This window comes from Clostridium sp. FS41, assembly GCF_000954015.1.
GTDB lineage: Bacteria > Bacillota > Clostridia > Lachnospirales > Lachnospiraceae > Enterocloster > Enterocloster citroniae.
The window spans coordinates 87,603-100,455 of the sequence record NZ_JYHN01000017.1; the positions used below are offsets into that span (position 1 = coordinate 87,603).

At 51.8% G+C, this 12,853-nt stretch carries 9 protein-coding genes; 1 reads left to right on the forward strand and 8 read right to left on the reverse strand.

Features of this window, described 5'->3' with window-relative positions; translation table 11 throughout:
• Nucleotides 1-12: 12 nt before the first annotated feature.
• From mutS to CLFS41_RS02490, 6 genes are all read right to left on the reverse strand, one after another.
• Nucleotides 13-2,655: a DNA mismatch repair protein MutS gene (gene mutS / locus CLFS41_RS02465; protein ID WP_045091343.1), complete on the reverse strand. Its 2,643-nt coding sequence runs from the start codon at nucleotides 2,653-2,655 to the stop codon at nucleotides 13-15.
• Nucleotides 2,656-2,732: 77 nt separating this feature from the next.
• Entirely contained in the window at nucleotides 2,733-4,226 is a 1,494-nt protein-coding gene (gene miaB, locus CLFS41_RS02470; RefSeq protein WP_045091344.1) for a tRNA (N6-isopentenyl adenosine(37)-C2)-methylthiotransferase MiaB, read from the reverse strand.
• 158 nt (nucleotides 4,227-4,384) lie between these two features.
• On the reverse strand, nucleotides 4,385-6,628 hold the full coding sequence (locus CLFS41_RS02475; RefSeq protein ID WP_045091345.1) for a glycoside hydrolase family 2 TIM barrel-domain containing protein: 2,244 nt from the start codon (nucleotides 6,626-6,628) through the stop codon (nucleotides 4,385-4,387).
• A gap of 33 nt (nucleotides 6,629-6,661) precedes the next feature.
• Nucleotides 6,662-7,495 carry a carbohydrate ABC transporter permease gene (locus tag CLFS41_RS02480; RefSeq protein WP_007864189.1) on the reverse strand — a complete coding sequence of 278 codons (834 nt, stop codon included), beginning with the start codon at nucleotides 7,493-7,495 and terminating at the stop codon, nucleotides 6,662-6,664.
• Nucleotide 7,496: 1 nt separating this feature from the next.
• Nucleotides 7,497-8,429: a sugar ABC transporter permease gene (locus tag CLFS41_RS02485; protein ID WP_007864187.1), complete on the reverse strand. Its 933-nt coding sequence runs from the start codon at nucleotides 8,427-8,429 to the stop codon at nucleotides 7,497-7,499.
• A gap of 99 nt (nucleotides 8,430-8,528) precedes the next feature.
• Entirely contained in the window at nucleotides 8,529-9,872 is a 1,344-nt protein-coding gene (locus CLFS41_RS02490; RefSeq protein ID WP_045091346.1) for an extracellular solute-binding protein, read from the reverse strand.
• Between the two features lie 379 nt (nucleotides 9,873-10,251).
• Between CLFS41_RS02490 and CLFS41_RS02495 the strand changes: the two genes are divergently transcribed.
• On the forward strand, nucleotides 10,252-11,112 hold the full coding sequence (locus CLFS41_RS02495; protein WP_007864183.1) for a PocR ligand-binding domain-containing protein: 861 nt from the start codon (nucleotides 10,252-10,254) through the stop codon (nucleotides 11,110-11,112).
• A 5-nt stretch (nucleotides 11,113-11,117) separates the two neighbouring features.
• Here CLFS41_RS02495 and CLFS41_RS02500 read toward each other — a convergent pair whose 3' ends face one another.
• Nucleotides 11,118-12,401, reverse strand: coding sequence for a DNA polymerase IV (locus CLFS41_RS02500; protein ID WP_007864182.1), 1,284 nt, complete (start codon nucleotides 12,399-12,401; stop codon nucleotides 11,118-11,120).
• A gap of 46 nt (nucleotides 12,402-12,447) precedes the next feature.
• Nucleotides 12,448-12,717 (reverse strand): hypothetical protein, encoded by a 270-nt coding sequence (locus tag CLFS41_RS02505; protein ID WP_007864179.1) that lies wholly within the window; start codon nucleotides 12,715-12,717, stop codon nucleotides 12,448-12,450.
• Between the last annotated feature and the right edge of the window lie 136 nt (nucleotides 12,718-12,853).

A 12,853-nucleotide genomic window follows, 5' to 3' on the forward strand; every position in this document is an offset into this window, starting at 1 on the left:
TTATCCTTTTATTTAGTTATCTTTCCACCGGTTCTTCAGTTTCGTCTGGAGCCGGTACAAGGTGTTCAGGGCATCAATGGGCGTCATGGTGGACAGTTCCAGGCAGTCCAGCTCCCTGACAATGTCGTCATCCTTTACCGTATCAAAGAAGGTGAGCTGCTGCATATCCACCTCGTCTGGCTTGGGAACCGCCTTGTGCTGGGTAATGTTGGAGCTGATCTCCGCGATCTCCTTGGCCCTGGCCGTGATGTCGGCATCGCTGAGTTCCTCTGCGATCTCCTTGGCCCTGGCAATGACTGAATCAGGTACACCTGCCAGTTTGGCCACCTGGATGCCGTAGCTTTTATCAGCCCCGCCCCGGACGATCTTTCGCAGGAACACGATATCATCCCCCTGCTCCTTCACCGCAATACAGTAGTTTTTCACCCCCGCAATGGTGCCCTCCAGCTCCGTAAGCTCATGGTAATGGGTTGCGAACAGTGTCTTGGCTCCCAGAAGCTTTGTACTGCTGATGTGTTCGATCACAGCCCACGCAATGGACAGGCCGTCAAAGGTGCTGGTTCCCCTTCCGATCTCGTCCAGGACCAGCAGGCTGTTCCTTGTGGCATTGCGCAGGATATTGGCCACCTCGGTCATTTCCACCATAAAGGTGCTTTGCCCGCTGGCCAGGTCATCGGAGGCGCCCACCCTGGTAAAGATCCTGTCGCAGATTCCGATGTCCGCCTCCTGGGCAGGCACAAAGCTGCCCAGCTGGGCCATGAGCACGATCAGGGCCACCTGGCGCATATAGGTGGATTTACCCGCCATGTTGGGGCCTGTGATGACGGACAGACGGTTCTTGCCATTGTCCAGGAAGGTATCGTTGGCCACAAACAGGTCATCCCGCATCATCTGCTCCACCACGGGATGGCGGCCGTTTTTGATCTGGATCACGCCCTTCTCGTTGATCATGGGCTTTACATAATTCCGGCGCGTGCTCACCACGGACAGGGAGCAGAACACATCCACTCCCGCAATGGCCTTTGCCGTCTTCTGGATGCGGATCACCTGGGCCGCAATGCTGTCCCTCACCTGACAGAACAGGTCATATTCCAGGGAGACCAGCTTGTCCTCGGCTCCCATGATAATGTCCTCCAGATGCTTTAGCTCATCTGTGGTAAAACGCTCCGCATTGGTCAGTGTCTGCTTGCGCACAAAGTAATCCGGCACCTGGTCCTTAAAGGAATTGGTAACCTCAAAATAGTAGCCGAACACCTTGTTGAATTTTACCTTCAGGGTCTTGATCCCTGTTTTTTCCTTTTCCTTTGACTCCAGCTCTGCCAGCCAGTTCTTGCCCTCTGTCTTGGCCTGGCGCAGCTTGTCCGCCTCCTCGTTATAGCCGTCCTTGATGATGCCGCCCTCGCGGACCGTTACAGGCGGATCCTCCAGGATCGCCTCCCCGATCAGCTCATAAATATCCTGGAGGCTGTCCAGTTCCTCTGCCAGGCTTCTTAACAGTTCTCCGGTAAACTCTCCCAGGATCCGCTTGATGTGTGGAAGCATTTCCAGGGAACTTTTAAATGCAATCAGATCCCTTGGGTTGGCCGTCTTATAACTGATACGCCCGATCAGGCGTTCCAGATCATAGATGGGATTGAGGTACTCGCAGATCTCCTCCCGGGAAATATAATTCATATTCAGCTCTTCCACTGCTTCCTGCCGTTTCATGATCTCGTCCTTATGGATCAGGGGCTGTTCAATGTAACTTCTCAGAAGGCGCGCCCCCATGGCTGTCTTGGTCTTGTCCAGGACCCAGAGCAGGGTTCCCCGCTTCTGCTTTTCCCGCATGGTCTCCACCAGCTCCAGGTTTCTCCTGGTAGAGGTGTCAATGACCATAAACTGCCCTGTGGAATAGGGGGTGATGGTGGTAATGTGTTCCAGGGTATTTTTCTGGGTTTCATACATATACTGCATCACTGCCCCTGCCGCAATGATCCCCGTACCGTAATCGGTGAGTCCCAGACCGCTTAAATGACCCACACGGAAATGCTCCCGCAGCACCCTGCGGCAGGACTCATCACCGAAGAATCGGCTGTCCAACGCTGATATGACCACATGATAGCGGTTCTTAAGCTCTTCCAGATCCACGCCGGACATATAAAAAGCATTGTTACAGATGATCTCGGAAGGGGAAAACTTGTTGATCTCATCAAACAGCTCCCGGTCCGAATCCACTTCGGTTACCATAAAGTCCCCGGTGGTGATGTCCGCAGTGGAAATGCCGTAAATGCCGTCCATGCAGACGATTCCCATGAGATAGTTGTTCTTAGTCTCATCCAGGGCCTGCACACTGGTGATGGTCCCGGGGGTAACCACGCGGATCACTTCCCGCTTCACAAGCCCCTTTGCAAGCTTGGGATCCTCCACCTGTTCCGCTATGGCCACCTTATATCCCTTCTGGACCAGACGGTACAGGTAAGACTCCACTGCATGATAGGGCACGCCGCACATGGGAGCGCGCTCATCAAGGCCGCAGTCTTTTCCGGTCAGGGTGATCTCCAGCTCCTTTGAAACCGTCAGGGCGTCCTCGAAAAACATCTCATAGAAATCCCCCAGACGGTAAAACAGGATGCAGTCCGGATATTCTTTTTTAGTCTCTACGTAATGCTGCATCATGGGTGATAATTGTGACTGTACCAAAATTATGTCCTCTCTTCTCTCGTATCGTTGGATGCAGGTTGACGGTGTATCACCTACATTCTTTTTCCCATGTAATAAAATCCTTTGCTCTCTTCCAGATATACGGGTACCAGCTGTCCTATGAGGGACGAGTCCCCGGGGAAATGCACCACCGTGTTGTTGGACAGCCGTCCTGTGACCAGATCCGGGGAGTGGTCATCGACCTCCTCCACCAGCACCTCCTGCACGGTATGGACGTCCCTGCTGCACATCCTGGCGGAAATATCCTGCACCTCCTTAAGCAGGCGGTCAAAGCGGTCTTTAATCTCCTCATGGGGGATCTGATCCTCCATGGACGCTGCCGGGGTTCCGGTCCGTTTGGAGTAGATAAAGGTAAATGCGCTGTCAAACTCCACCCGGCGCACCACATCCAGGGTTTCCTGGAAATCCTCCTCCGTCTCTCCCGGGAACCCCACTATGATATCTGTTGTCAGGGAAATGCCCGGAACCGCTTTCTTGATCCGGCCGGCCAGTTCAACAAACTGCTCCTTTGTGTAGACACGGTTCATTTTCTTAAGGATCCTGCTGCTTCCCGACTGCAAAGGCAGGTGCAGATGGCGGCAGATCTTATCCGACTGCGCCATGACCTGGATCAGCTCCTCTGACAGGTCCTTGGGATGGGAGGTCATGAATCGGATCCTGCGGATGCCCTCGATCTGCTCCACTTCCCTTAAAAGCTGTGCAAATGTCATGGGCGTGTCCAGATTCTTGCCGTAGGAGTTTACATTCTGTCCCAAAAGCATGACTTCCACCACGCCCTCGGAAGCCATTTTACTGATCTCCTTTACGATCTCCTCCGGCTTCCTGCTGCGTTCCCGCCCCCGAACATAGGGAACAATGCAGTAGCTGCAGAAATTATTGCAGCCAAACATGATATTGACGCCGGATTTAAAAGGATATTTTCGCTCCACCGGCAGATCCTCCACGATCTGGTCCGTGTCCTCCCACACATCCACAACCATTTGGTGCTTGTGGGCTTTGCCGGAGCCTCCCCTCCGGCTCTCATCTTCCTTTTTGCGGCTGTCCAGACAGACGGACACCAGCTCTGCCAGCTTAAATATATTGTGGGTTCCAAAGATCAGGTCCACGTAGCGGTAGCTCTTCTTTATCTTGTCCACCACTTCCTTTTCCTGCATCATGCAGCCGCACAGGGCGATCATCATCTGGGGATGTTTTTTCTTGTAGGCTCCCAGCTGTCCCAGACGCCCGTAGACCCGCAGGTTTGCATTTTCACGCACCGTACATGTATTGTAGAGGACAAAATCAGCCTCCTCCGATTCCACGGCCTTGTACCCTATGGTTTCCAGGATCCCCAAAAGCTTCTCCGAATCCCTGGCATTCATCTGGCACCCAAAGGTGTTGATGCAGCAGGTCAGGGGCCGTCCCAGACGGTCCGAAAGCTCTCCCACCTGTGATCTGGCCCGTTCCATAAAGTACTGCTGGCGTTCCGGCTCCATGTCCGGGGGCATTATGTCTTTGTCTTTTATTGTAGTTCTGGATTCTTCCATCAATCTGCTCCTCACTGTTTCTTCCTGTATACATATGGAAAACAGCCGTTTTCCATATGGTGTAACACGCAAGCAGGCTGGACCGCATGGTCCAGCCAATTATAATTATTAACAGTATGAATTTTATATTAAAATACCATAGAAGTCAATCCGGGTTTTTAAAAGCTTTTCTCATCTTCCCGTTCCAGCCGTATGGTCACGGTCTGATCATCGATCTCCGGCCTGGGGGTATGGATATGGATGCAGGCTGTTCCCTGCGTCCCGCCGGCACGGGTCCGGACCCAGAAAGCCGCGCATCCTCCCAGGGACGGGATCAGGGGCGGACCGATCAGCTCAATGTCACCTTCCACAGACACACTGACCACCTGGGGATGATGATACAGCCGGTTTCCGTACTCATCCGCAAAAGTGCAGACCACCCGGGTCTCATCCACCTGGTCGTTATAGAGGACCGCGTCATCCACCTCGACCATCAGCCTGGCCAGCCTTGGGTTGTCGGAGTACCGTCTCTCCGCCACTGCCTCATCTCCCACATAGCCCACGATCCTGGCCCCGGTCCATCTGTGCTGCCAGAACTCGCCGTTCTCAGTCACCAGCACCGGAGGATGGGCAAGGCCCGGAAATTTAACACTGGGATAATAGGTCCTTGTTATATCATTGGACAGGGTTACCTCAATATAGTCGCAGTTTGTCAGCACATAAAAGGGGACCGGCTCACAGCGCTCTCCCCTTCCCACCATGGAACAGGGAACCAGGACCGCCTCCTCCTTGGGGGATTTCTGGCTTGCATACAGCCATGCCGCCCACTTGGGCACGCGGAACATATCCAGTACCCCATGGTAACAGATCTTATTAAGGGAATTGTGGTCATTATGGGTGTTGTAGTCAAACATACACCACCCAAGACCTCCCAGGTATTGGTCTGAAGTCATGATCTTGCTCATGGCCCTTGCATGGCGGATTGCAAACTCTTCCTGCCGTTCTTCCGAGTCAAAGGGCTTAGTGGGAAGGACCGCCCCCGTATGCTCGCTCACCAGATAAGGCACCCGTTTTGTACTGCCCGTGGCCTGGTGGGCGCTCAGCAGCATATGCTCTCCCTGGTCGTCCTCGCTGTAATCATTATAACTGTATATATCCTCGATCAAATGGCTGCCTGTTTCCCAGCGCACCCCGGTGGTCGGCCTGGAAGGGTCCATGGCCTTGCAGCGCCGGTTGGTCTCCCGGTACAGCTCGTCATGATCCGTTGTCTCGTTCAGACGCGTCCCCCATATCACAATGCCGGGATGGTTATAGTGTCCCAGCACCATATTTTCCAGATCCTGGAATACCACCTTTTTAAATTCCTCGTCACCCACATAGCCCCAGCCGGGAATTTCCTCAAAAACCATAAGCCCCAATTCATCGCACCGGTCCAGGAAATACCTGGACTGCATATAGTGGGAACAGCGCACCATGTTAAGGCCCATGAATTTTTTCAGCAGCCAGGCATCCTTTTCCTGGGCCCGCCTTCCCATGGCATATCCCACATAGGGATAAGACTGGTGGCGGTTCAGCCCCATCAGCTTGATCCGTTCTCCGTTCAGGTAAAATCCATCCGGCTCCACACGGATGGTCCGAAATCCGATCCGCGCCCGGAATCCGTCCACCTGCCGTCCATCCTCATCCTGTAATGTAACACTGGCCTCATAAAGCTGCGGGTCATCCGGCTGCCACAGCTTTACCGTCCCCACATCACCGGGTTCCAGTAAAATGCTTCCGGTATCCGGCGCAGCCCATATCCGCTGCCGCTTTTCCCACACCAGGGTTCCGTCCTTACGGAGGGACGCCACGGCCCACAGTTCCCGCTCATGGCCATGGCTTTTGATCAGAAGCTCCGGTTCCATCACCGCATGGTCATGATCCAGGGTGTAGCGGAATAATACCTGCTTCAGATATGTTTCCTCCTGGATATACAGGGTAACATCCCTGTATATCCCGCCGTAGATCAGGAAATCCACGGTGGAACCATTGGGCGGTATATCCTCTCTCTCATGGGAGTCCACCCGAAGGACCATCCTGTTCTCCCCCGGTTTTACATACTCCGTAATATCAAACAGCGCCATGGAGTACGCCCCCTTATGGCTGCCCGCCCTGCGTCCATTGATATATAGATCGTAGCAGGCGGAGACTCCCTCAAATGAAACCAGGGCGCGTTTTCCCTCCAGCCCCGGAAGGCTGAAGCTGCGGATATATGTGGATATCATGCAGGTCATGGTCTGATCAAAACAGTCATAGGGAATCTCCTTCACCGTATGGGGTACATTGACCAGCTGGCCTTCTTCATCCTTACCGCCTGTTATGTATTCTTCCTTAAAACCCTCTTTGAATCTCCATCCCAGGTTTAAATTGCAGTATTTCTGCATTCTATCTTCCCTCACTTTACATTTTATAAACTGCTATGATTTAATTGCCCCCGCCGTGATATCCGCCGTAAACTGCCGGCTGAACAGCAGGAATATGATAAACAGCGGCAGGGTGGCCAGAAGCACGCCGCACATGACCATACCGTAATCCGTGCTGTTGTAAGCTCCCTGCAGCTGTGCCAGGGCCACCTGAAGAGTATTTCTGCTGGAATCATTGGTCACGATCAGCGGCCACAGGTAATCGTTCCAGCTGTCCATGAATATATAGATACATAAGAACGCGCAGCCCGGTATCATAATGGGCAGCCCCACGTGCAGGAACAGGCCAAAGGTGCCGCACCCATCGATCCTGGCGGAGTTGATCAGGTCATCATGTATGGACCCGGTACAGTACTGGTTCATCCAGAAGATGCCGAATGCCGGGATCAGTCCGGGAAGGATCAGCGCCTTAAAGGTGGAGAGCCAGCCCAGCTTGTTCATGATGATCAGCTGTGGGATCAGGTTGAGCTGGGGCGGTATCATCATGGTCACCAGACACAGTGCAAATAAAAATCTCCTTCCGGGAAATTGAAACTTTGCAAAATAAAAGGATGCCAGGGAACAGAAAAACACGCCTCCCACGGTCTTGCATACGGCCACAACAAATGTGTTGAACATGGCCCTTCCAAACTGGATGGAATTTAAAAGATTCGTCATATTGGTCATGAACTGCCCGCCAAAGACCATGACCGGAGGAAACCGCATGAATGCCGCGGAACTGTTGGTGGCCATGACCGCCAGCCAGTAAAAGGGGAACAGGGATATGACGGCTCCCAGGCCGATGAATCCGTATAAAAGAATGCCGGATACCACTTTATTCATTTTCATGTTAATCCACCTCCCGCCTGGTAATCATCCAGTTGATCAGGGAACAGAAGCCGATGATCACAACCAGAGCCCAGGAAATAGCTGAACCGTAGCCAAACTGACGGTTGCCGAATGCCTGGTTGTACAGGTAAAGGACCACGGTCATACCGCTCTTGCCGATCCCTCCCGCCGTGCCCACTAACATCTGGGCTTCCGCAAACAGCTGCCATCCTCCAATGGTGGAGGTGATCACCACAAACTGGATCACCGGATTCAGCAGCGGCACCGTGATATACCGGAAGATCTGGAAGGTGGATGCCCCGTCCAGGCTGGCAGCCTCATACAGAGAGCTGGGTATCTTCTGCAGTCCGGCCAGCAGGATAATGGCGTTATAGCCGGTCCACCTCCATATGACAATGGCCGCAATGGCCACGTGCACGCCCCAGGTCAGGGACATCCACTGCACCGGGTCAAATCCCAGGCGGCTGATCAAAAAGTTCAGGATTCCATATTTATTGCCGAATATGTTGGCGAATACAATGGCGATCGCCACCGTTGAGGTGATGTTGGGAAGGTAGTATACGGTACGGAAAAAATTCTTTCCCTTTAAAAACGCGCCGTTCAGCAAAAAGGCCAGGACAACAGCCAGGATGACCATGGGAATGGTGGACAGCACCCATATGATCAGCGTATTTTTAATGGACAGCAGGAAGGTGCTGTCCTGTAAAAGATGCTGGAAATAAAAAAGTCCTACAAACTTTTTCTCTCCCACTCCTCCCCATTTGTGGAATGAAAGAAAAAAAGAATAGAAAATAGGAAAGATCCAGAATATTGCATAGATCAAAAAGAAAGGGCTGATCAGCAGGTATATCATCCTGTTTTTATAGATGTCGTGGAGTAATCCCCGTACCCTGTCCCCGGGCGGGCCTCCCTGTGGTTTCTTCCTTTTTTTCATTGATTGTTTTCCTCCATGGCCTGCCCGTTTGCAGGTCAGCTTATAACCTGGGGCAAAACCCAATAATGGGCCACTTTAAAAGCGGCCCATACCAGCAGTTTATTTCATGTATTCCAGATCGTAAATCTCCTTTGCCTCTTTTACCGCATCTGCCAACGCCTCTTCAGGATCCTTATCCTGGTCCTGGACCAGTAAAAGCTGCTGCTCAAAGGCGGACTGGTAGGAACTGTAATTCGGAGGATAATAATAGTCGCTGATCTCCTTGGCGGCCTTAATAAAGTACTCATTTACCACCTGATTCCCGAAAAACTCCTCCTCATACATCAGGGCCGGATCATCCAGGGCCGAGATCAGGGACGGGAACAGACCCAGCTGTTCCAGGGATTTCACCTGATTCTCCGTGTTGGTCATCCAGGTCAGAACCTTGTATGCTGTTTCCACATTTTTACAATCTTTTGTAATCCCAATGGAGGAACCGCCTACATTTCCGGCTCCTCCCGGCGCGGTGGTCACTCTCCACTGGCCTGCCGTATCCGGCGCCGCGTCCTGGAGCTCCGGTTTCATCCACACGGCTCCCACAAATGCAGCCACGTCCCCGTTGTTCAGGGATGCCGCCCACTCGGAGGACCACTCGGTGTCACCGCCGTACACATACGGCTTTCCTTCCACCGCTGTCATGAACGCCTCCCTGATATGATCCTGGTCGGCTATGAAATTCCCCTGTTCATCGATCATGTGCTGAGACTGCTGTCCCAATGCAGCCACAAACAGATGGCCCATGAAATCAAACATCTTCACATCCGGAGTTGCCGCCTGCAGCTTCTCGGCTGCCGCATATGCATCCTCCCAGGTGGACATGGCGGCCGCCACATCAGCCGGCTCCGCGGGAAGCCCTGCCTCCTCAAACAGGCCGGCGTTATAGAACATGCAGGTGGGGCCGATATCCATGGGAAGGGCGATCAGCTTTCCGTCAACAGTCTCTGCACGTTTCCATTTCCACTCCACATACTGGTCTTCAATTTCCTTTGCATTGCAGGGGGCGTCATAAAGGTTCACAAACATATCCGGATACTGGAGAAGATTGGCGATCCAGTCATCCATTGGAAGCAGGTCCGGCAGTTCCCCGCCGCTTGCAATGGTGGTGTTGATCTTCTCCTCTATATCATCGGCAGAGAACAGCTCCGCCTTGATGGTAACTCCCGGGAACTGCTCCGATACCTGCGCGATCAGATCTTCCCTTATGCTGTTCTTCCAATACCACATGGTCAGTACTACTTCATCTGATCCACTCTCTGTTCCTTCCGGCGCTGCCTGGGATGCCGTCTCCTTTCCAGAATCCGCGCTGCCTGCCGGATCCGCACTGTTTCCTGAACCGGAGCATCCGGCCAGTGAAGACATCACCATGGCTGCGGCCAAAAGGGCTGCCATTGATCTTTTTAACATAATATCCCATCCTCCTTTGTTGTAAACTAAAAACAAAAACACTCAATATTGTAGCAATTTATAACGGCATCTGCAAATCGTAAATTCAGGCTGAGGATAAATACATTAAAAATAGTAATTTATTTCTGTCAAAGGTGCCCGTTCCTGTCCCATGTGGGAAATAAATTTATATATTTATTTTTTCGCAGTGGGTAGACACATAAATTTCCCAAAATAAATTACCATTTATAATACTGGAAAAGTGTCTTTTCCGCGTTATATTTCATATTTTCCCCTTTATTCTTCCATTTATGATGAGCAAAAAATTTTACTATTTTTTCGCACTTTCATGTGGTACAATAATTAGAATTAATATTGGCATCTCAGGAGGGAGATTTTCGTGCAGGCATGTAAGGTCCATATCAATACCGCAAAAATGGTTTCTATTTTAAATCCAATATCCAAACTATTAAAAACACCTGTGCTTTTTTATGCAACAGAATCCAAACAGTGGTTTGGAGCCTCGAAACGAAACCTTCCCTTCTGCTACATGATGGAGCGCAGCCCTGTGACCAACGCGTTCTGTACCCATTGCGACCAGCAGGCCGATGAACAATGCGCCCGGCAGAAGAATGCATATGCGTACCACTGCCACGCCGGTCTGATCGAGGTCGCATGTCCGGTATACATTGACAACACCTATGTGGGATTTCTGATCATTGGGCAGTTTCGCACCAAAAAGGCCGGGCTGGAAAAGGAATATGCCAGAAAGCTGGCTTTGTTATGTGAAACAGAGCCGGATACCCTTTATAAAAAATATTATTCCCAGCCTCTCATCGGAGCCGAAGCAGTGGATGGGATAAAGCTGATCGCCGGAATGATCCGCAGCCGTCTTCTGGAGGAAAAGGTCTTTTCCCTGGAATACCACGAAGTCATCAAAAAGGTGGAAAACTATATTAACCAGAACATCTGCTCTCCTCTTCCCCTAAAGGGCATTGCCCAGCATGTTTTTATGAGCTCCGCTTACTTAAGCACCACCTACAAAAATGTGACAGGTAAAAATATCACGGACTATATCCAGGAGCGCCGCGTATCCGCGGCCTGCTTTCTGATCCGCACCACCTCAAAATCCATTTCAAAAGTGGCACAGGAAACCGGATTTTCCGATGCCAATTATTTTACCAAGGTTTTTAAGAAAAAAACGGGAATGACGCCCAGGGAATACCGTCAGCGGTGGAAAGACGGGGATATTGAAGAGTAGGGACCTTACATATCACAGGACCGTAATGCCTTTGTCATTCCGGTCCTCTTTGCCTTGTCGATCCCGCCCCCCATGTGTGGCAGAGCCTGGTTTAAGAACGCGGCCCGCATAACGGAGTCCTCCCCGTATCTTTCCCTGATCTCGTCAATGGCAGCGTCCAGCCTGGAATATTTCTCATAGCTGTCCATGTCAAACATATTGTACTGATATCCGCTGTGGCGGGTGACCCGGCTGGTGTGCACCCCCATCTGGCGGATGGGTGAACGGTTCCACAAGCTGTCAAATACCCGGCAGGCCGCACGGTAGATCTCAAGGGTGGTGTCCGTGGCTGAGATCAGGGTGGTCTGCCGGGAACAGTGGATAAAATCCCGGTCAGTGATGGATATGGCCACACAGGCCGCCTTCATCCCATCCGCCCTCAGCCTGGCGCACACGGTCTCGGTCAGTGAAAGAATGACCTGACGGGCGGCGGCTGCATCCGTCACATCCGAGGGAACGGTCATGGAGTTTCCGTACCCCTTGTTTTCCGGAAGTTCTTTGAGAAAAGGTGAGGTGTCCCGTCCATTGGCATAATTCCAGATAAATTCCCCGTGTTTTTTTAAATGCCGGATGATCAGCTCCGGGTCGGAGACAGCCAGCTCCCCAATAGTCCTGATCCCCAGGCTTATCAGCTTTTGTCTGGTGGCCCGTCCCACCCAGAACAAGTCGCCGATGGGCAGGGGCCACATCTTTTTCTGTATCTCCTCCCGGAACAGGGTGTGCACCCTGTCGGGTTTTTGAAATTCCGATGCCATCTTAGCCAGCAGCTTATGGTCGGACACCCCGATATTGACCGTAAAACCCAGGGTGTTTCGGATCTCCTCCCGGAGCTGGTGCGCGAAAACCACTGGATTCCCCCACAGGGACATGGTTCCCTTCATAAGGCAGAATGCCTCATCAATGCTGTATTGGTGCACATAAGGGGAATACTGTCTCAGAAGCCTGATCAGGGCCTTGGAACATTCCACATACAGTTCATAATCAGGGGGCAGGATCACCAGCTCCGGACACTTGCGCCTTGCCTCATAAAGGGATTCCCCTGTACTGACTCCGTACTTTTTAGCAGGTCCTGATTTTGCCAGCACAATCCCATGCCTCTCCTTTTCATTCCCTCCGATCGCGGAGGGAATGGTACGAAGATCCAGGCCGCTTCCTTTGATATGGATCTCGTGGGCCGCAGTCCAGCTGAGGAACGCACTGTTCACATCCACATGATACCATATTTCTTCTATCTCTCCTTCTGTTTTCATCCTTTCCTCCGTTTAAAACTCGTGTACTCTCGGACTCTCCCGGTTCCTATGTCAGGGTCTGGAAAAATGACCACTTGTGGGTGGATACCCGGTATCTCAGCTCAATGAGCTTTCTCTGGCCTTCAGCCGCCGCCCAGCAGATAAAGCTGATATAGTCCATACCACAGTACTTTTCCTCCCTGGAGGATACCACCTCCTCAATCTTAACTGTGATGATCCCATGTTCTTCATTCTCATACCGGAACCACAACGGCGTCATATCCCCCAGGGTACTGCAGGCCCCAAACAGCTGTATGGGTATGTTCAATGCAGCCACCGCTCTCACCTCCTGTTGTTTTTAATATATAAGAACATATGTTCTTTTTCAAGTGGTAATTCCTGGTATTTACAAATTGGAACTTAAATGTAATTATAAATTCCAGAATGCAAGAGTAAATTCTATATTTCTGGAA

Excerpts from the sequence above, each read along its gene's own strand:
- mutS (WP_045091343.1), bottom strand. The coding sequence starts at position 2,655 with ATGATGCAGCATTACGTAGAGACTAAAAAAGAATATCCGGACTGCATC.
- miaB (WP_045091344.1), bottom strand. The coding sequence starts at position 4,226 with ATGGAAGAATCCAGAACTACAATAAAAGACAAAGACATAATGCCCCCG.
- CLFS41_RS02475 (WP_045091345.1), bottom strand. The coding sequence starts at position 6,628 with ATGCAGAAATACTGCAATTTAAACCTGGGATGGAGATTCAAAGAGGGT.
- CLFS41_RS02480 (WP_007864189.1), bottom strand. The coding sequence starts at position 7,495 with ATGAAAATGAATAAAGTGGTATCCGGCATTCTTTTATACGGATTCATC.
- CLFS41_RS02485 (WP_007864187.1), bottom strand. The coding sequence starts at position 8,429 with ATGAAAAAAAGGAAGAAACCACAGGGAGGCCCGCCCGGGGACAGGGTA.
- CLFS41_RS02490 (WP_045091346.1), bottom strand. The coding sequence starts at position 9,872 with ATGTTAAAAAGATCAATGGCAGCCCTTTTGGCCGCAGCCATGGTGATG.
- CLFS41_RS02500 (WP_007864182.1), bottom strand. The coding sequence starts at position 12,401 with ATGAAAACAGAAGGAGAGATAGAAGAAATATGGTATCATGTGGATGTG.